Source organism: Burkholderia seminalis, from assembly GCF_001718535.1.
In the GTDB taxonomy this organism is placed as follows: Bacteria; Pseudomonadota; Gammaproteobacteria; order Burkholderiales; family Burkholderiaceae; genus Burkholderia; species Burkholderia seminalis.
On sequence record NZ_CP013398.1, the window covers coordinates 3,300,205 to 3,319,302 of the forward strand.

Consider the following 19,098-nt stretch of genomic DNA (forward strand, 5'->3'; position numbering starts at 1 on the left):
GGGCACCGGTGTAACACCATGTTACTGCTAGGTTTTTTCACTTCAGGGCGCGATCGCGACAGAACATTCTTCTGCCATCCCGCGTGTCGACGGGCCGCTGCGACAGCCGCCGTTACATGCAATCAGTTCATCAATCGATTCCCACAATGAATTTGTGTAGTGAATCGTCAACCGGGACAATGACGCCATCCGCGCGCGCGACGCGCGCCTCCGTCGTTTCCGAATCGAGTTCCCGATGGCCCGTCCCCGTTTTCTTCCCGACAACTTCACGCTCGCGCTCGTCGGCACCGTCGTGCTCGCGAGCCTGCTGCCCTGCCGCGGCCCGGCCGCCCACGCGTTCAACTGGGCGACCAACATCGCCGTCGGCCTGCTGTTCTTCCTGCACGGCGCAAAGCTGTCGCGCGAAGCCGTCGTCGCGGGCGCGACCCACTGGCGGCTGCACGCGGTCGTGCTGCTCAGCACGTTCGCGCTGTTCCCGCTGCTCGGCCTCGCGCTGAAACCCGTGCTGCAGCCGCTCGTCACGCCGACGCTGTATGCGGGCGTGCTGTTCCTGTGCACGCTGCCGTCGACGGTCCAGTCGTCGATCGCGTTCACGTCGATCGCGAAGGGCAACGTGCCGGCCGCCGTGTGCGCGGCATCCGCGTCGAGCCTGCTCGGGATCTTCGTCACGCCGGCGCTCGTCGGGCTGATGATCACGTCGCAGTCGGCCGGCGCCGCGTCGCCGTGGAGCACCGTCGGCAGCATCGTGATGCAGCTGCTCGTGCCGTTCATCGCCGGTCAGTTGCTGCGCCCCGTGATCGGCGGCTGGATCGACCGCAACCGCGGCGTGCTGCGCTTCGTCGACCAGGGCTCGATCCTGCTGGTCGTCTACGTCGCGTTCAGCGAGGCCGTCAACGAGGGCCTGTGGCACCAGATCCCGCCGCGCGCGCTCGGCGGCCTGCTCGTCGTCAACCTCGTGCTGCTCGCGATCGCGCTGCTGCTGACCGCGTTCGTCAGCAAGCGGCTCGGCTTCAACCGCGCCGACCAGATCACGATCATCTTCTGCGGATCGAAGAAGAGCCTCGCGGCCGGCGTGCCGATGGCGAAGGTGATCTTCTCGGCGAACGCGGTCGGCGCGGTCGTGCTGCCGCTGATGCTGTTCCACCAGATCCAGCTGATGGCGTGCGCGGCGCTCGCGCAGCGCTGGGGGGCGCGCGACATGAGCGGCGAGCACGACGAGGGCGACGCGACGTCCGCGTCCGGCGCGCTGAGCGCGGGCAAGCGCTGACGCGGGGAAGGCAGGACGGCCGCCGGAAGGCCGCCGCCCCTTCTCCTGCCGGCCTTCCGGGCGTGCACCGACAGGCGTGCGGCGCGATGCGCCATCGGCGCCCATCGTGTCACGAAATCTTCATTCAATTCCGCGCGAGCGCTGCCGTTAAGCCGGACGTCCCGTCGATTCGGCTGCCCTCGCCCATGCCCGCGCTCCCCACCGACTCCGCTGCCGCCCGCACCACGCGCCTGATCGCGGATCGCGCGCTCGCGGCCGTCTTCCAGCCGATCGTCGACCTCCGGTCGGGGACGGTCGTCGGTTACGAAGGGCTGATCCGCGGCCCGCGCGGCACGGACCTCGAACCGCCCGCCGCGCTGTTCGCACAGGCCGCGCGCGAAGGCGAGACCATCGCGCTCGAGCAGGCCGCCGCGCTCACCTGCCTCGACGCGTTCGCGGCGCTCGGCTGCGACGGCAAGCTGTTCCTCAATTTCAGCGCCGGGACGATCCTCGCGCTCGCCAGCAAACGCGAGCGCGCACGGCAGTTCCTCGGCCGCGCGCGGGTCGGCGCCGAGCGCATCGTGATCGAGCTGACCGAGCAGAATGCGATGCCCGATGTCGCGCACATCGGGCCGGCGGTCGCGTCGCTGCGCGACGCCGGCGTCCAGTTCGCGCTCGACGACTACGGCACCGCGAACGCGAGCATGAACCTGTGGCTGCGCCTGCAGCCGGACGTCGTGAAGATCGACCGCTTCTTCATCCACGACATCGCGCGCGACCCGCTCAAGTTCGAGGCCGTGAAGGCGATGCAGCACTTCGCGCAGGCGAGCGGCGCGCAACTGATCGCGGAAGGCATCGAGAACGAATGCGACCTGATCGTCGTGCGCGACATGGGGATCTGCTGCGTGCAGGGTTTCCTGCTCGGCCGGCCGAACGCGCGGCCGTCGCGCGTCGTCGCGCCGGCCGCGCGCGACGCGATCCGCGCGCCGCACATCGCGGTGTTTCCCGGCGCGACGCGCTCGGTGCGGCCGGCCGGCACGATCGCCGGGAAGATGCTGGTGCCCGCGCCGGCGCTGCCGCGCGACGCGACCAGCAACGACGTGCTCGAGCTGTTCAACCGGATGCCCGACCTGCACGCGGTCGCGCTCGTCGAACGCGGGCGGCCCGTCGCGCTCGTGAATCGCCGCGGCTTCATCGACCGCTTCGCGTTGCCGTATCACCGCGAGGTGTTCGGGAAGAAGCCGTGCCTGCAGTTCGCGAACGACGCGCCGCTGATGATCGACAACGCAACGACGTTCGAGCAGCTCGCAAGTCTGCTCGCGAGCCACGACCAGCGCTATCTCGCGGACGGCTTCGTGATCACCGAACACGGCCGCTACGTCGGGCTCGGCACCGGCGAGAGCCTGGTGCGCGCGGTGACCGAGATGCGCATCGAGGCCGCGCGCTACGCGAATCCGCTGACATTCCTGCCCGGCAACATCCCGATCAGCGCGCACATCGACCGCCTGCTGCAGCGCGATGCCGGCTTTCACGCGTGCTACGTCGACCTGAACCAGTTCAAGCCGTTCAACGACCAGTACGGCTACTGGCAGGGCGACGAGGTGCTGAAGTTCGCCGCGACGGTGCTGGCCGGCGTGTGCGATCCGCAGCGCGACTTTCTGGGCCACGTCGGCGGCGACGATTTCCTCGTGCTGTTCCAGCGCGACGACTGGCGCGAACGCGCGGCCGACGCGATCGCGCGCTTCAACGACGGCGCGCGGCTCTTCTACACGCAGGCCGACCGGCAGGCGGGCGGGCTGCACGGCGAGGACCGCCACGGCAACCCGGCGTTCTTCGGCTTCGTGACGATGGCGATCGGCGCGGTCGGCGTACCGGCCGGCGCGCATGGCGCCAAACGGTACGGCAGCGACGAGATCGCATCGGTCGCGGCGCTCGCGAAGCGGCGCGCGAAACAGCAGCCGGACGGGCTGGCGGTCGTCGATCTCGACGCGGGCCGCGCCGCGCTGCGCCATCGCGGCGAACCGCCGGCCGCGGCGGCAGGCTGAGCGGCACGCGGCCGGCGGTTCGCGGCGGCACGGCCGCGTCTCGGGCGATGGCGACGGAGGTCCGCCCGCCGCCGTTGCACCGACCGTGGCGCACCGGCTGCCGGCCTGGCCGTGCAAGCCGTCGCGCATGCCGCCCGGACGTGCGAAGCCCGTTCGCTTCCGGCCCGCCTCCCGGCCGTGGCGCCTCGCACGCGCGCCTTGCCTTTTGCACGTTTTGTTTAGTATTTTTAGTAACGGCGTTTTCGCAGATTAGCCCTTAAAAACCCGTTATTTGCGGGTATTCCCCGGTTATCCGGCCCGAATTCCGCATCGGGTTTTACTATACAATCGCCCCCACCCTAAACAAACCGGACCCGAACGAACGATGGGTACGACCATTCGCGATGTGGCGCGAGCGGCAGAGGTCTCGATCGGCACCGTCTCGCGCGCGCTGAAGAACCAGCCGGGCCTGTCCGAAGCCACGCGGGCGCGGATCGTCGAGATCGCGCAGCGGCTCGGCTACGATCCCGCGCAGTTGCGGCCGCGCATCCGCCGGCTCACCTTCCTGCTGCATCGCCAGCACAACCGCTTTCCCGCCAGCCCGTTCTTCTCGCACGTGCTGCACGGCGTCGAGGACGCGTGCCGCGAGCGCGGCATCGTGCCGACGCTGCTCACGGTCGGCCCGAACGACGACGTGCTGCGCCAGATGCGCCCGCACGCGCCCGACGCGATCGCGGTGGCCGGCTTCATCGAGCCCGAGACGATCGAGGCGCTCGCCGCGACCGGCCGGCCGCTCGTGCTGATCGACCTGTGGGCGCCCGGGCTGCGCTCGGTCAACATCGACAACGCGACGGGCGCCGCGCTCGCGATGCGCCACCTGCTCGCCACCGGCCGCACGCGGATCGCGTTCATCGGCGGCTCGCCCGCGCACTACAGCATCGCGCAGCGCGCGATCGGCTACCGGCGCGCGTTCTTCGAAGCCGGGCGGCTGTTCGACCCCGCGTACGAAGTGACGATCGACGCGGGGCTCGATCCCGACACGGGCGCCGCGCGCGCGATGGAGCAACTGCTCGACGCGCCGGGCCCGCGCCCCGAAGCCGTGTTCGCGTACAACGACGCGGCCGCGCTCGCCGCGCAGCGCGTGTGCACCGCGCGCGGCCTGCGGATTCCGGACGACATCGCGATCGTCGGCTTCGACAACATCCCGGCCGCCGCGCACGCAAGCCCGCCGCTCACGACGCTGTCGGTCGACAAGGAGGCGCTCGGCCGCCGCGGCGTCGAGCTGCTGCTCGCCGAGTCGCCCGAGCGCACCGAGATCTCCCTGCCCGTCGAGCTGATCGTGCGGGCCAGCAGCCAGCCCGCCGGCTCGCCGGCACTCGATACCGCAACGGTCACCGAATCATGAACATGCCCCCGGTCCAACCCTGCACGGCCGCACCGGCCGCCCACACGCCAGACGCACCGTTCGTCGCGAGCTTCCGCGATCCGTCGTTCCTGCTGTCGCACATCGAGGACACGCTGCGCTTCTACGCGACGAACGCATTCGACCCGACGGGCGGCTTCTACCATTACTTCCGCGACGACGGCAGCATCTACAACCGCACGTCGCGCCACCTCGTCAGCAGCTGCCGGTTCGTCTTCAACTACGCGATGGCGTACCGGCATTTCGGCGACCCGCGCCACCTGGAATACGCGCGCCACGGGCTGCGCTTCCTGCGCGACGCGCACTGGGACGACGAACTGCAGGGCTACGACTGGGAACTCGACTGGCGCGACGGCGGCAAGCGCGCGACGCTCGACGGCACGCGCCACTGCTACGGGCTCGCGTTCGTGCTGCTCGCGGCCGCGCATGCGACGATGGCCGGCATCGACGAGGCGCGCCCGCTGATCGCCGCGACCTACGAACTGGCCGAGCACCGCTTCTGGGATGCGGCCGCGGGCCTGTACGCGGACGATGCGACGCCGAACTGGATCGTGTCGTCGTACCGCGGCCAGAACGCGAACATGCACATGACCGAGGCGCTGCTCGCGGCGTACGAGGCGACCGGCCACCTCACATACCTCGATCGCGCGGAAAAGCTCGCGAGCCACGTCACGCAGCGCCAGGCCGCGCTGTCGGGCGGGCTCGTGTGGGAGCACTACCATGCGGACTGGTCGGTCGACTGGGATTACAACAAGGAAGACAGCTCGAACATCTTCCGCCCGTGGGGCTTCCAGCCCGGACACCAGACCGAATGGGCGAAGCTGCTGCTGATCCTCGAACGGCACCGCCCGCTCGACTGGCTCGTGCCGCGCGCGGCCGAGCTGTTCGACGCGGCGCTCACGCATGCGTGGGACGCCGACCACGGTGGCCTGTACTACGGTTTCGGCCCCGACTTCACGATCTGCGACCACAACAAGTACTTCTGGGTGCAGGCCGAAACCTTCGCGGCGGCCGCGATGCTCGGCGCGCGCACCGGCAGCGAGCGCTTCTGGGACTGGTACGACGAGATCTGGCGCTACAGCTGGGCCCATTTCGTCGATCACCGCTACGGCGCGTGGTACCGGATCCTCACCTGCGACAACCGCAAGTACAGCGACGAAAAGAGCCCGGCCGGCAAGACCGACTATCACACGATGGGCGCGTGCTACGACGTGCTCGCGACGCTCGCGCGCGCGCAACGCGGCGAACCGACGCAATGAGCGGCGGCACGTTTCCGGCTTTCGTGTCGGCGGGCGACATCCTGACCGACATGGTGCGCGCGGGCGATGCGCAATGGACCTCGGTGCCGGGCGGCGCCGGCTGGAACGTCGCACGCGCGGTCGCGCGGCTCGGCGTGCCGAGCGCGCTCGCGGGTTCGATCGGCGAAGACTGCTTCTCCGACGAACTGTGGCGCACGAGCGAAGCGGCCGGGCTCGACCTGCGCTTCCTGCAGCGGGTCGCGCGGCCGCCGCTGCTCGCGATCGTCCACGAGACCCGCCCGCCCGCCTATTTCTTCATCGGCGAAGCGAGTGCCGATCTCGCGTTCGATCCCGCACGGCTGCCGGCCGGCTGGGCCGACCACGTGAAATGGGCGCATTTCGGCTGCATCAGCCTCGTGCGCGAACCGCTCGCGGGCACACTGGCCGCACTGGCAGCCGAGCTGCACGCGCGCGGCGTGAAGATCAGCTTCGATCCGAACGTCCGGAACCTGATGACGGACGCGTACCGGCCGACGCTCGAGAAGATGGCCGCGCTCGCCGACCTGATCAAGGTATCCGACGAGGACCTGCGGCACCTGTTCGGCGGCGACGGCCCCGATGCGATCGCGGCGGTGCGCGCGCTGAACCCGCGCGCGGCCGTGCTCGTCACGCGCGGCGCGCAGGCGGCAACGCTCTACGCGGGCGGCGACGTGCTCGAGGCCAGCCCGCCGCGCGTCGAGGTGGCCGATACCGTCGGCGCGGGCGATGCGTCGATCGGCGGCCTGCTGTTCAGCCTGATGGCCGCCCCGCAGCGGTCGTGGCGCGAGCATCTCGTGTTCGCGCTGGCGGCGGGCGCCGCCGCGTGCCGGCATACGGGCGCGCACGCGCCGACGCTCGACGAGGTCGTCGCGCTGATCGAGCGCTGATAGCGGAACGGTGACCGGCCGCCGCGACCGGACGCCGTTCGGTCACCGATAAGCGACGCTGTACATGCTGCGCCGCAGTGCTACGATGAAGTGTCCTTTTGCGGGAGAGCACGATGGACACGAACACGTTCACGAAAGGCATCTACACGGCCAAGGCGCATACCCAGCATGCGGGCAACGGGCAGTTTCAGGGTTACGTGATCCTCTCGCGCGACGACGGGGACGACACCGAGAACACACGTTACGACGTCCACTCGACGAGCCCCAGCGAGGAAGAAGCGTTCGACGAGGCGAAGGCGCTCGCGCACCGGATCCTCGGCGAGATCGAGCTGTAGCGCGCGCCCCCTCTTTCAGGCGCGGCTCAGAGCAGCCGCGCCACCATCGACAGCAGCATCGTCAGCACCAGCGTCGACATGAACGGGAACGGGTAGCGCCGCCCGCCGAGCGTCAGCGTGACGTCGCCCGGCATCCGCCCGATGCCGAGCTTGCCGAGCCACGGCCAGCAGCGCGTCAGGATCATCACCGCGATGAACGTCGTCAGCAGCCAGCGCAGCATGTCCGCCCTCGCTCAAAGCGCGTGCGAGCGGTCGCCGCGCGCGAACGCGTCGAGCGTGCCGTCGATGCCGCGCGAGAACGCGATCACCTTGAACAGCTCGCCCATCTCGGCTTCCGAGATCAGCTTCTGCACCGCGTTCGCGGCCGGCAGGAACGCGCGGATGTCGGACGGATCGATCGCGGCCAGCGCGTCGGTGATGCCGGCGTTCAGCAGGAAGCGCGCCTGCGACGTGTAGCCGAGCAGGTCGGCGCCGGTCGCGACGGCCGCGTCGTAGATGCCGGTGAATTCGACGTGCGCGGTGATGTCCTGCAGCCCCGGGTACAGGAACGGGTCGTCGTGCGCCTGGTGGCGGTAGTGGCACATCAGCGTGCCGCGGTCGCGCTGCGGATGGTAGTACTCGTGCGCCGGAAAGCCGTAGTCGACCAGCAGCACCGCGCCGCGCGCGAGCATCGTGCAGACGGTGCGCGTGAACGCCAGCGCGGCCTCGTGCGTCTCGGTCACGTAGCCGTCGCCGACGTCGAGCCCCGCGAGCGCCGGCGGCAGGCCGGCCGCGTCGGCGGGCCGGTCGTCGAACACGAACGCCTGGCGCGCGTCGAGCGCGACGCCGCGCTCGTGCCACGCGCCGCCCGCCTTCGCGAACAGCCGCACCGGCATCGCGTCGAGCACCTCGTTGCCGACCACGACGCCGTCGAACCGCTCGGGCAGCGCGTCGAGCCAGCGCACCTTCGCGGCCAGCGCCGGCGCGGCGGCCGCGATCGTGTCGCGCTGCCGTTCGCGCAGCTCGCCGGACAGGTCGACGATCAGGTATTCGTCGAGTTCGACGCGCTGCGCGTCGAGGGCGGCGAGCAGCCCGGCCGCGAGCTTGCCCGTGCCCGCGCCGAATTCCATCACGCGGCGCGTGTCGCTCGCCGCGAGCGCCTGCGCGACCGGTTGCGCGAGCGTTTGCGCGAACAGCGGCGACAGCTCCGGCGCGGTGACGAAGTCGCTGCCATCGTCGGCGCGGCGCCCGAACTTGCGGGCGCCGCCGCTGTAATAGCCGAGGCCGGGCGCATACAGCGCGCGCTCCATGAAACGGTCGAACGGCAGCCAGCCGCCGGCCGCCGCGATCTCGTCGCGCAGTTGCGCGGCAAGGGTTTCGGACTGCGCGAGCGCGTCGGGGCCGGGAGCAGGTAAACTAGCGGGTTCGTGAGCTTTCGGGTTCATCCCGGCATTGTAAATGACCGTTTCAGCCGATACGTCGACCCCGCGCGTGGTGCTCGTCACGGGCGCCCTGGGCAGCGCGGCCGACGCCGCGTCGATCGGCCGCGCGCTCGCGACGGGGTTCGCCCGCCGCGGCTGGGACGTCGCGCTGCAGCGCGGCCAGGGCGCGCCGCGCGCGGCCGCCGATGCGCTCGTCGCCGACGTCGCCGCGCTCGGCCGCCGCGCGGTCGTGCTGGACGCCGATCTGGCCCTGGAAACCGATGCGGCCGCGCTCGTCGCCGCGTGCGGCGAAGCGCTCGGCCGGCCCGCGTGCGCGGTGTTCGTCAGCGCCAGCGCGGGCGCCGACGACGCGCGGACGATCGACGGCGCGTCGCTCGCCGGCGCGCTCGCGCGCAACGTGACGGCGCCGCTCGCGCTGGCCCGCGCGCTCGCCGATGCGACGCCCGACGCCGCGCGCGAGCATGAAGCGCTGCGCGCGTGCGCGATTCACGTGCTGGATCAGGCCCTGTTTCACCCGGCACCGGCGCAGCTGTCGCACGCGCTGATGCAGGCCGCGCTGAACCGCGCGACGTCGGCGCTGGCGCTGGCACTCGCGCCGAAGGTGCGGGTCGCGGCGCTCGTGCGCGGTCACGCGCCGCACGCGGACGACATCGCGGCGGCCGCCTGCTATCTCGCGAGCGCGCCCGGCGTCACGGGCGCGACGCTGACCGTCGACGGCGGCGAGCACCTCGTGCCGCCCGCCGCCGGCCCGAATGAATGAACCGCGCGGGCGCGGCCTGACCGCCGCCACCCGCGCCGCTTTGCGTGCGCGCACGCCAATTTGACTGGGACGACCATGTTTTCCGCTCTCCTGCACCCCCGCCTCGCGGATTGCCGCAGGCTCTACCTGCGCGACTACGAGGTGCACATCAACATCGGGGCCTTCGAACACGAGAAGCGCGGCGAGCAGCGCGTCGTCATCAACGTCGACCTGTTCGTGCCGCTCGCGCTGTCCACCCCCGTCGACGACCGGCTGCATGAAGTCGTCGACTACGATCTGATGAAGCAGAGCGTCGCGCAATGCGTGGCGCGCGGCCACATCCACCTGCAGGAAACGCTGTGCGACGCGATCGCCGCGCACCTGCTGGCGCACGACACCGTGCGCGCGGTACGCGTCTGTACCGAGAAACCGGACGCCTATCCGGACTGCGACGCCGTCGGCGTCGAAGTCTTTCGCATCAAGGACGAGGAGCGCGCATGAACGCCCCCCACACGAATGACACGGCGGCCGCGGCCGCCACCCTCGACGACGCCGCGCCGGCCGGCCGCCAGGCGCTGACGCGCCGCGAGCAGAAGGAAGCGTACGAGAACAACAAGCTGTACAAGCGGATCGTGCGCCAGGTCGGCCAGGCGATCGGCGACTACAACATGATCGAGCACGGCGACAAGGTGATGGTGTGCCTGTCGGGCGGCAAGGACAGCTACGCGATGCTCGACGTGCTGCTGCGCCTGCGCGAGCGCGCGCCGATCGACTTCGACATCGTCGCGGTGAACCTCGACCAGAAGCAGCCGGGCTTCCCCGAGCACGTGCTGCCCGAGTACCTGAAGCAGGTCGGCGTGCCGTTCCACATCGAGAACCAGGACACCTACAGCATCGTCAAGCGGCTCGTCCCCGAAGGCAAGACGACCTGCTCGCTGTGCTCGCGGCTGCGCCGCGGGATCCTGTACCGTGTGGCCGGCGAGCTCGGCGCGACCAAGATCGCGCTCGGCCACCATCGCGACGACATCGTGCAGACGCTGCTGCTCAACATGTTCTACGGCGGCAAGCTGAAGGGGATGCCGCCGAAGCTGCAGTCGGACGACGGCAAGAACATCGTGATCCGCCCGCTCGCGTACGTGAAGGAAACCGATCTCGAGAAATACGCGGAGTTGCGCGAATTTCCGATCATCCCGTGCAACCTGTGCGGCAGCCAGCCGAACCTGAAGCGCGCGGAAATGAAGGCGCTGATCCGCGAATGGGACAAGCGCTTCCCGGGCCGCGTCGACAACATGTTCAACGCGCTCGCGAAGGTCGTGCCGTCGCACCTGATGGACACGACGCTGTACCCGTTCCAGTCGCTGCGCGCGACCGGCGAGGCCGATCCGCAAGGCGACATCGCGTTCGACGAGGAACCGTGCGCATCGGGCGACGATACCGCCGCGCCGGGCGCCGCCCGGCCGATCTCGATCGTCCAGTTCGACGACCTGTAAGCAGGGCCCGAACCCAGCCGGAACAAGGGCTCGCGGCCCCTGTTCCGGCGCTGTCGCCCCGCCGCGACAGGCCCGGAACGGCGGGGGCCGCATGCTAAAATGGACGGCTTCGAACTCCTCAGACAAGCTGGCGCCATGAATATCGTGATTTTGGCGGCAGGCACCGGCAAGCGCATGCGTTCCGCGCTGCCGAAAGTGCTTCACCCCCTGGCCGGCAGGCCGCTTCTCTCCCACGTCATCGACACCGCGCGCACGCTGCAGCCGTCCCGGCTGGTCGTCGTCGTCGGTCACGGTGCCGAGCAGGTCGAAGCCGCCGTCACCGCGCCCGATGTCCAGTTCGCGGTGCAGGCCGAGCAGCTCGGCACCGGCCACGCGGTGCGCCAGGCCCTGCCGCTCCTCGATCCCGCGCAACCGACGCTCGTGCTGTACGGCGACGTGCCGCTCACGCGCGCGTCGACGCTGCAGCACCTCGTCGATGCCGCGCGCGAGGGCCGCTACGGGATTCTGACCGTCACGCTCGACGATCCGACCGGCTATGGCCGCATCGTGCGCGATGCGTCGGGCTTCGTCACGCGCATCGTCGAGCAGAAGGACGCCTCGCCGGACGAGCTGAGGATCGCCGAGATCAACACGGGCATCATCGTCACGCCGACGGCCCAGCTGTCGATGTGGCTCGGCGCGCTGAAGAACGAGAACGCGCAGGGCGAGTACTACCTGACCGACGTCGTCGAACTCGCGATCGAGGCCGGCTTCGAGGTCGTCACGTCGCAGCCCGACGAGGACTGGGAAACGCTCGGCGTCAACAGCAAGGCACAGCTCGCGGAACTCGAGCGGATCCACCAGCGCAACGTCGCGGACGCGCTGCTCGCCGACGGCGTCACGCTCGCCGATCCGGCGCGCCTCGACGTGCGCGGCACGCTGCGCTGCGGCCGCGACGTGTCGATCGACGTGAACTGCGTGTTCGAAGGCAACGTGACGCTCGCCGACAACGTGACGATCGGCGCGAACTGCGTGATCCGCAACGCGTCGGTCGGCACCGGCACGCGCATCGACGCGTTCACGCACATCGACGGCGCCGAGCTCGGCGCGCACACCGTGATCGGCCCGTACGCGCGGCTGCGCCCCGGCGCGCAGCTCGGGGACGAAGCGCACGTCGGCAACTTCGTCGAGGTGAAGAACGCGGTGATCGGCCACGGCTCGAAGGCGAACCACCTCACCTACATCGGCGACGCCGACATCGGCGCGCGCGTGAACATCGGCGCGGGCACGATCACCTGCAACTACGACGGTGCGAACAAGTTCCGCACCGTGATCGAGGACGACGTGTTCGTCGGCTCCGACACGCAGCTCGTCGCGCCCGTGCGCGTCGGCCGCGGCGTGACGATCGCCGCCGGCACGACGATCTGGAAGGACGTGGCCGACGGCCTGCTCGCGTTGAACGAGAAGACCCAGACCGCGAAGAGCGGCTACGTCCGCCCGGTCAAGAAGAAGAGCTGAACCTTTTGCGGGTGCCCCGGCGGCGCCCGCGTCGACTTACAGGATTGACCATTCATGTGCGGCATTGTCGGCGCAGTTGCGCAGCGTAATATCGTTCCGGTGCTGATCGAAGGATTGCGGCGCCTCGAATACCGTGGCTACGACTCGTGCGGCGTCGCCGTGCTCGAGCCGGGCGCGCCGAAGCGCGCGCGCAGCGTCGCGCGCGTCGCCGATCTCGACACGCAGGTGCGCGAGTCGCATCTCGAAGGCACGACGGGCGTCGCGCACACGCGCTGGGCGACGCACGGCGCGCCCGTCACGCACAACGCACACCCGATCTTCTCGTCGAACGCGCTGGCGCTCGTGCACAACGGCATCATCGAGAACTTCGAGCCGCTGCGCGAGGCGCTGCGCGCGAAGGGCTACGAATTCGTGTCGCAGACCGACACCGAGGTGATCGCGCACCTCGTGCACAGCCTGTATCGCGGCAACCTGTTCGACGCCGTGCGCGAAGCCGTGCAGCAGCTGCACGGCGCGTATGCGATCGCCGTGATCCACAAGGACCAGCCGCATACCGTCGTCGGCGCGCGCCAGGGTTCGCCGCTCGTCGTCGGCCACGGCGACGGCGAGAACTTCCTCGCGTCCGATGCGCTCGCGCTCGCGGGCAGCACCGACCGCTTCACGTTCCTCGAGGAAGGCGACGTGTGCGAGCTGTCGCTCGACGGCGTGACGATCGTCGATCGCCACGGCGCCACCGTGCAGCGCGAGATCCGCGTGGTCAGCGCGTACGGCGGCGCGGTCGAGCTCGGCCCCTATCGCCACTTCATGCAGAAGGAAATCTTCGAGCAGCCGCGCGCGATCAGCGATACCGTGCCGCAGACGGAAGCCTTCGACGCGACGCTGTTCGGCGACGCCGCGCCCGCCGCGTTCGCGGAGATCGACAGCCTGCTGATCCTCGCCTGCGGCACGAGCTACTACTCGGGCCTCACCGCGAAGTACTGGCTCGAATCGATCGCGAAGATCCCGACGCAGGTCGAGATCGCGAGCGAATACCGCTACCGCGAATCGGTGCCGAACCCGCGCCAGCTCGTGCTCGTGATCTCGCAGTCGGGCGAGACGGCCGACACGCTCGCGGCGCTCAAGCACGCGCAGTCGCTCGGCCACACGCACACGCTCGCGGTGTGCAACGTCGCGACGAGCGCGATGGTGCGCCTGACGGAAATGCAGTTCCTCACGCATGCGGGCACCGAGATCGGCGTCGCATCGACGAAGGCGTTCACGACGCAGCTCGTCGCGCTGTTCGTGCTGGCCGCGACGCTCGGCAAGCTGCGTGGGCACGTCGACGCCGCGCAGGAAGCGCAATTCCTGAAGGAGCTGCGCCACCTGCCGGCCGCGCTGAACAGCGTGCTCGCGCTCGAGCCGCAGATCATCGCGTGGTCGGAGGAGTTCGCGCGCAAGGAAAACGCGCTGTTCCTCGGCCGCGGGCTGCACTACCCGATCGCGCTGGAAGGCGCGCTGAAGCTGAAGGAAATCTCGTACATCCACGCCGAGGCCTATCCGGCCGGCGAACTGAAGCACGGGCCGCTCGCGCTCGTCACGGAAGCGATGCCGGTCGTCACGGTCGCGCCGAACGACACGCTGCTCGAGAAACTGAAGTCGAACATGCAGGAAGTGCGCGCGCGCGGCGGCGAGCTGTACGTGTTCGCCGATGCCGATACGCAGATCGTCAACGACGACGGCCTGCACGTGATCCGGATGCCGGAACACTACGGGCAGCTGTCGCCGATCCTGCACGTCGTGCCGCTGCAGCTGCTCGCGTATCACACCGCGTGCGCGCGCGGCACCGACGTCGACAAGCCGCGGAACCTCGCGAAATCGGTGACGGTGGAGTAACGCAGGACGACCGGGATGGCCCGCGCCGGGCCACCCTCATCGCGCCGCGGTGCGAAGCAGGCCATTCGGCCAGGTCGAAGACGGAGAGACAATGGTAAGACTGATTGGATGCGGATTGCTGGCGCTGACGTTCGCGTCGACGGGCTGGGCCGCCGAGCATTACGTCGAGGTCTGGAACCCGCCCGAGGCACGACATCCGGCGGCCCGTACGCCGGCCGCGCGCACGGGCGCCGACGCGCGTACCGGCAAGAGCGCGGAGAAGCACGCGAGCGTCACGCCGAAAGCCCCCGCGAAGCCGCACAAGCGCCGTGTCGCGCAAGCCGTGAAAGCCGGCCCGCATCACCCGGCCGCCACCGCGACCGAAACGCCGGCGGCGCCGCGCCCTGTCGCACAACCCGCGCCGGGCCGCCTCACGGTGATGCACCCGGCCGGCTCCGACGAGACGCACGCGCTGGGCTTCTCCAACATCCCGCGTCAATACACGCCGGACGGCAACGTGCTGCAGGTCGGCACGCAGGGCCGCGCCGCGGAGGTGACTCGATAATGGAAGCGCAAACCTACCACGGCTACCAGATCTGGGGCCATGCGATCCTGCAGCAGGAGGAGATCATGCAGCCCGACCGCTTCGCGGCGAGCGGCACGATCACGCAGAACAACAAGCTGGTCGAGGCATCCGGCGTGCTCGGCGTCTTCGATACCGAGGACGAGGCGCGCGAAGCGGGGCTCGAATGGGCCCGCGCCTGGATCGACAGCCACCGCTGACCGGCCGCGCCACCGTACGCGTGCCGTGACGGTCGCGGCGCTCACGCATCGCACATGAAAGAAGGGGCGTCGACGACGCCCCTTCTTTCATTCGAACCCGCAACGCTCAGGCGGTCGCGCGCGGCGGCCTCGCCACCTGCCGCGGCCGGCCGACGAGCCGGGCCAGCACGAGGATCGCCGCCAGCGTCGCGACGTACGCGGCGATCTGGATGCCCGCCGGACGCGCGGTATAGCCGATCAGCGTATGGAGCGCCTTGCCGACGATGCTCGATTCCTTGAGCAGCCACGACGTGTCCCAGATCGCGTCGCCCCACGACGGCACGAGCCCCGCGGCCAGCAGGAAGCCGACGCACTGGCTCGCCATCCCCGCCGCGAGCAGCACGATCAGCGCATTGGTGACGGAGAACAGGCGCTTCAGCGGAATCTGCAGCAGGCCCGCATACATCGCATAGCCGAGCCCGGCGCCACCGAGCACGCCGAGCAGACCGCCGACGATCATCTGCGGCGTCTGTCCCGGATCGCCCGCCGCGATCCCGTAGAGGAACAGCACGGCCTCGGAGCCTTCGCGCAGCACCGCGACGCCGACCACGATGGCGAGACCCGTCAGCGGCCGGCGGCCGGCCGCGACGGCCCGGCCGACTTCGCCCATGTGCAGCGCCATCTCGCGGCCGTGCCGGCTCATCCAGATGCAGTGCCACGCCAGCATCAGCGTCGCGACGAACATCACGCCCGCGTTGAAGACTTCCTGCCCCATGCCGGACGCCCATTGCGAGATCACGTCGGCGAACGCCGCGATCAGGCCGGCACCGATCACGCCGCCGACCAGCCCGCCGCTCACCCACCAGCCGCGCCGCGGCACGCCCTTCGTGGCGGCCATCACGATCGACACCACCAGCGCGGCCTCGAGCACTTCACGAAAGACGATCAGGGCAGTCGACAGCATGTCGGTTTCCGCTTACTTGACGGTCAGGTGCGTCTTCGACTGCGCTTCGTGATACTCGTCGTGGAACTCGTAGGTGCCCGCCTTCAGCGGCCCGACGAGGATCTCGACCGACTTGCCGGCCGGCACGACCTTCTCCGCCTTGAAGTCGTCGCTCTCGAATTCCGCGGGCGTCGCGTCGAGGTTCTTCACGACGAATTTCACCTTCTTGCCGGCGGGGATCGTCACGCCATCGGGCGAAAACTTGTGGTCCTTCAGGGTCAGGTTGACGACGTCGTCGGCAGCGAATGCGGACGTTGCCGATGCGCCCAGCAGGGCCAGCGCGAAGCCGAAAGCAAAACGATTCATGGTCGGAAACGGAGAACGGATCTTGAGGGGAATCGATACTAAGAGCGATTCGCATTTCCACAACGAATGCCCACGTTTTCAATATGGAAATAATGCCCCACATCGTTTCACGGCATGTTGTCCGGAAAGGCTTTTCCCGACGCGCGACGCCGCGCGGCCACGGTCAATCGGGCCAAACACCGACCGGCATGCGCGGCGCCGCGCCGATTCGTCCGACCACCGCCTGACGCGTCATCCATCGGCCGCGCGGTATCCTGCACACAGTGCTTGACCTTCCCACCATGGCAAACTTCATGTTGACGGTGTTCGTCAATCATCCATTCAGGAGAACACGATGGAATTCGAAGTGCAGGACATGACCTGCGGCGGCTGCGCCAATGCGATCACGCGTGCGGTGACGGCCGCCGATCCCGCCGCGAAGCTCGACATCGACGTCGCGGCGAAAATCGTCAAGGTCGAATCGGCGCAAGGCGCCGAGCGCGTGCAGTCGATCATCGAGGCCGCCGGCTTCCATCCCGCGCTGCGCGCCGCCTGACGCGCCCTCGGAAAGGCGGGCGCACCGCCGCACGGCGATGCGCCCGCACACGGCAGCGCGTCAGCGCAGCCGGATCAGCGTCGACTTCAGCTCGGTGTATTTCTCGAGCGCGTGCAGCGACTTGTCGCGGCCGTTGCCCGACTGCTTGTAGCCGCCGAACGGGAAGTTCATGTCGCCGCCCTCGTCGTAGCAGTTCACCCACACGGTACCCGCACGCAGCCGGCGCGACACGTCGTGCGCGGTCGTCAGGTTCGACGTCCACACGGCCGCGGCCAGCCCGTATTCGGTGTCGTTCGCGATCCGCACGGCCTCGTCGACGTCGTCGAACACGATCACCGACAGCACGGGCCCGAAGATTTCCTCGCGCGCGATCCTCGCATCGGGCGTCACCTCGAACACCGTCGGCTCGACGTAAAAGCCGCCCGTCTCCTCCTTCACGCGCGCCCCGCCCGTGACGAGCCGGCCTTCGCCGCGCCCCGCCTCGATGTATCCGAGCACGCGTTCGAGCTGGATGCCGTCGACGATCGCGCCCATCGACACCGACGGGTCGAGCGGGTTGCCCGGCACGTACGCGCGGGCGGCCGCGACGAGCTTCTCGATGAAGGCGTCCTTGATGTCGCGATGCACGAGCAGCCGCGACCCGGCCGTACACATCTCGCCCATGTTGTAGAAGATCGCGCCGGCCGCCGTTTGCGCGGCACGGTCGAGATCGGGGCAATCGGGCAGCACGATGTTCGGCGACTTGCCGCCGAGCTCGAGCCATGCGCGCTTCAGGTTCGACTGCGCCGCGTACTGCATGATCAGCTTGCCGACGGCCGTCGAGCCCGTGAACGCGATGCAGTCGACGTCGCGATGCAGCGCGAGCAGCTTGCCCGGTTCGCCAGCGCCCGGCACGACGTTGAACACGCCGGCCGGGATGCCGGCTTCGAACGCGAGCTGCGCGACGCGGATCGCGGTCAGCGGCGATTTCTCCGACGGCTTCAGCACGACGCTGTTGCCGGCCGCGAGCGCGGGGCCGAATTTCCACGCGGCCATCAGGATCGGGAAATTCCACGGCACGACGGCCGCCACCACGCCGACCGGCTCGCGCGTGACGAGACCGACCAGATGATGATCGGCCGGCGCGACCTCGCCGCCGACCTTGTCGATCGCTTCCGCGAACCATTCGACGCAGTACGCGGCGCCCGGCACGTCGACCGTCGTCGTGTCGCCGATCGGCTTGCCCGCGTCGAGCGTCTCGAGCAGCGACAGTTCGTCGAGATGCTCGCGCATCAGCGCGGCCCAGCGCAGCAGCACGGCCTTGCGTGCGCGCGGGTTCAGGCCGGCCCATACGCCTGCGTCGAACGCCCGGCGTGCCGCCGCGACGGCTGCGTTCACGTCGGCTTCGCCGCAGTCGGCGACCTTCGCGAGCACGCGGCCGTCGATCGGGCTCACGCAGTCGAACGTCTTGCCGCCGTGCGCGTCGCGCGACGCGCCGTCGATGAATGCGCGCCCTTCGATCCGGAGCGACGCCGCCTTGTCCTGCCAGTCAGCCAAAGTCAACTTGTTCATCAGGATGCCTCAATGTTTTGACATTCGCGGTGCGCCGCGCGCCTGACGCGCGGCCGGCCTGCAGCGAATGCGATGACGCGCGGTCAGAAGGTCGCCGGCGAATTGGCCGAGACGACCTCGCAGATCAGTTCCGCGCTGGGATTGCGAAAACGGTGCGGCAAACGGCTTTCGAAGTAGTAGCCGTCTCCGGGGTCGAGCAGCCACGTCGCGCCGTCGACGGTCAGCTCGAGCCGGCCCGACACGACGACACCGCCCTCGTGCCCCGCATGCACGAGCATCTCGGGGCCCGTGTCGGCGTGCGGCTGATAGATCTCGCGCAGGATGCACATGTTGCGGTCCTTCACGCTCGCGCCGACCAGATGAAACGCGAGCGTGTCGTTGCCGAGGTTCGGCATCTCGTCACGACGCGACACGACCGAGCGCGACTCGACGAGCTCGAACGTGAAGAACTCCGCCAGACTCATCGGTATGCATTCGAGCAACTTCTTCAGCGATCCGACCGACGGGCTCACGCGCCCCTGTTCGATCAGCGAGATCGTGCCGTTGGTCACGCCGGCCCGCTTCGCGAGTTCGCGCTGCGACAGGCCATGCTTGTTGCGCACGAAGCGCAGGCGCTCGGCGACTTCGGTGGACATCGATTCGGTTTCGGACACGATAGGTGCGATGACAAAGTGAAACGACGCAGTGGACAGCCGTTGAATATTCTAATCACTTTATGCCGCAGATCAGCGGGGAAAACCCTGAAAGGCGT

The 19,098-nt window shown here is 69.3% G+C and carries 20 protein-coding genes; 14 read left to right on the top strand and 6 right to left on the bottom strand.

Annotated elements, in window-relative coordinates; genetic code table 11:
* The first annotated feature begins 235 nt into the window (after positions 1–235).
* The 6 genes from WJ12_RS14915 to WJ12_RS14940 all read left to right on the top strand — a co-directional run bounded on the left by WJ12_RS14915 (position 236) and on the right by WJ12_RS14940 (position 7,192).
* Positions 236–1,267 carry a bile acid:sodium symporter family protein gene (locus tag WJ12_RS14915; RefSeq protein WP_034189127.1) on the top strand — a complete coding sequence of 344 codons (1,032 nt, stop codon included), beginning with the start codon at positions 236–238 and terminating at the stop codon, positions 1,265–1,267.
* A gap of 185 nt (positions 1,268–1,452) precedes the next feature.
* Entirely contained in the window at positions 1,453–3,291 is a 1,839-nt protein-coding gene (locus tag WJ12_RS14920; RefSeq protein ID WP_049029326.1) for an EAL domain-containing protein, read from the top strand.
* A 364-nt stretch (positions 3,292–3,655) separates the two neighbouring features.
* Positions 3,656–4,675 (top strand): LacI family DNA-binding transcriptional regulator, encoded by a 1,020-nt coding sequence (locus WJ12_RS14925; RefSeq protein WP_034189125.1) that lies wholly within the window; start codon positions 3,656–3,658, stop codon positions 4,673–4,675.
* Positions 4,672–5,952 carry an AGE family epimerase/isomerase gene (locus WJ12_RS14930; protein ID WP_049031812.1) on the top strand — a complete coding sequence of 427 codons (1,281 nt, stop codon included), beginning with the start codon at positions 4,672–4,674 and terminating at the stop codon, positions 5,950–5,952. Before WJ12_RS14925 ends, WJ12_RS14930 begins: the two co-directional genes overlap by 4 nt.
* Entirely contained in the window at positions 5,949–6,857 is a 909-nt protein-coding gene (locus tag WJ12_RS14935; protein ID WP_049031811.1) for a carbohydrate kinase family protein, read from the top strand. Before WJ12_RS14930 ends, WJ12_RS14935 begins: the two co-directional genes overlap by 4 nt.
* A 113-nt stretch (positions 6,858–6,970) precedes the next feature.
* On the top strand, positions 6,971–7,192 hold the full coding sequence (locus tag WJ12_RS14940; RefSeq protein ID WP_021163760.1) for a hypothetical protein: 222 nt from the start codon (positions 6,971–6,973) through the stop codon (positions 7,190–7,192).
* 26 nt (positions 7,193–7,218) lie between these two features.
* Here the strand turns inward: WJ12_RS14940 and WJ12_RS14945 are convergent, their stop codons facing one another.
* Together WJ12_RS14945 and WJ12_RS14950 are read right to left on the bottom strand one after the other, a co-directional pair.
* Positions 7,219–7,413, bottom strand: a complete 195-nt coding sequence (locus WJ12_RS14945; protein WP_006477606.1) for a DUF2905 domain-containing protein — start codon at positions 7,411–7,413, stop codon at positions 7,219–7,221.
* Positions 7,414–7,425: 12 nt separating this feature from the next.
* Entirely contained in the window at positions 7,426–8,616 is a 1,191-nt protein-coding gene (locus WJ12_RS14950) for a class I SAM-dependent methyltransferase (protein WP_034189122.1), read from the bottom strand.
* A gap of 13 nt (positions 8,617–8,629) precedes the next feature.
* Here WJ12_RS14950 and WJ12_RS14955 point away from each other — a divergent pair, with 13 nt between their 5' ends.
* From WJ12_RS14955 to WJ12_RS14985, 7 genes are all read left to right on the top strand, one after another.
* Positions 8,630–9,373 carry an SDR family oxidoreductase gene (locus tag WJ12_RS14955; protein ID WP_034189121.1) on the top strand — a complete coding sequence of 248 codons (744 nt, stop codon included), beginning with the start codon at positions 8,630–8,632 and terminating at the stop codon, positions 9,371–9,373.
* 75 nt (positions 9,374–9,448) lie between these two features.
* Entirely contained in the window at positions 9,449–9,853 is a 405-nt protein-coding gene (locus tag WJ12_RS14960) for a dihydroneopterin aldolase (protein ID WP_034189120.1), read from the top strand.
* Complete coding sequence (gene ttcA / locus WJ12_RS14965) at positions 9,850–10,842, top strand: tRNA 2-thiocytidine(32) synthetase TtcA (protein ID WP_034189119.1); 993 nt, start codon at positions 9,850–9,852, stop codon at positions 10,840–10,842. Before WJ12_RS14960 ends, ttcA begins: the two co-directional genes overlap by 4 nt.
* Before the next feature lie 135 nt (positions 10,843–10,977).
* Positions 10,978–12,339, top strand: coding sequence for a bifunctional UDP-N-acetylglucosamine diphosphorylase/glucosamine-1-phosphate N-acetyltransferase GlmU (gene glmU / locus WJ12_RS14970; protein ID WP_069245718.1), 1,362 nt, complete (start codon positions 10,978–10,980; stop codon positions 12,337–12,339).
* Between the two features lie 54 nt (positions 12,340–12,393).
* A complete protein-coding gene (gene glmS / locus WJ12_RS14975; RefSeq protein ID WP_059558882.1) occupies positions 12,394–14,211 on the top strand; it encodes a glutamine--fructose-6-phosphate transaminase (isomerizing) in 1,818 nt (605 codons plus the stop codon).
* 91 nt (positions 14,212–14,302) lie between these two features.
* Complete coding sequence (locus WJ12_RS14980; protein ID WP_034189116.1) at positions 14,303–14,755, top strand: hypothetical protein; 453 nt, start codon at positions 14,303–14,305, stop codon at positions 14,753–14,755.
* The gene (locus WJ12_RS14985) at positions 14,755–14,973 is read left to right on the top strand and encodes a hypothetical protein (RefSeq protein ID WP_034189115.1); all 219 of its coding nucleotides are present in this window, start codon (positions 14,755–14,757) and stop codon (positions 14,971–14,973) included. Before WJ12_RS14980 ends, WJ12_RS14985 begins: the two co-directional genes overlap by 1 nt.
* Before the next feature lie 106 nt (positions 14,974–15,079).
* Here the strand turns inward: WJ12_RS14985 and WJ12_RS14990 are convergent, their stop codons facing one another.
* Both WJ12_RS14990 and WJ12_RS14995 read right to left on the bottom strand, forming a co-directional pair.
* Positions 15,080–15,916 (bottom strand): FTR1 family iron permease, encoded by an 837-nt coding sequence (locus tag WJ12_RS14990; protein ID WP_034189114.1) that lies wholly within the window; start codon positions 15,914–15,916, stop codon positions 15,080–15,082.
* Between the two features lie 12 nt (positions 15,917–15,928).
* Complete coding sequence (locus tag WJ12_RS14995; protein WP_011353437.1) at positions 15,929–16,261, bottom strand: cupredoxin domain-containing protein; 333 nt, start codon at positions 16,259–16,261, stop codon at positions 15,929–15,931.
* Between the two features lie 334 nt (positions 16,262–16,595).
* Between WJ12_RS14995 and WJ12_RS15000 the strand changes: the two genes are divergently transcribed.
* On the top strand, positions 16,596–16,796 hold the full coding sequence (locus WJ12_RS15000; RefSeq protein ID WP_011353438.1) for a heavy-metal-associated domain-containing protein: 201 nt from the start codon (positions 16,596–16,598) through the stop codon (positions 16,794–16,796).
* A 60-nt stretch (positions 16,797–16,856) separates the two neighbouring features.
* Here the strand turns inward: WJ12_RS15000 and WJ12_RS15005 are convergent, their stop codons facing one another.
* Together WJ12_RS15005 and WJ12_RS15010 are read right to left on the bottom strand one after the other, a co-directional pair.
* Complete coding sequence (locus WJ12_RS15005) at positions 16,857–18,347, bottom strand: aldehyde dehydrogenase (RefSeq protein WP_059558887.1); 1,491 nt, start codon at positions 18,345–18,347, stop codon at positions 16,857–16,859.
* A gap of 83 nt (positions 18,348–18,430) precedes the next feature.
* The gene (locus WJ12_RS15010; RefSeq protein ID WP_034189292.1) at positions 18,431–18,982 is read right to left on the bottom strand and encodes a cupin domain-containing protein; all 552 of its coding nucleotides are present in this window, start codon (positions 18,980–18,982) and stop codon (positions 18,431–18,433) included.
* Positions 18,983–19,098: the final 116 nt, after the last annotated feature.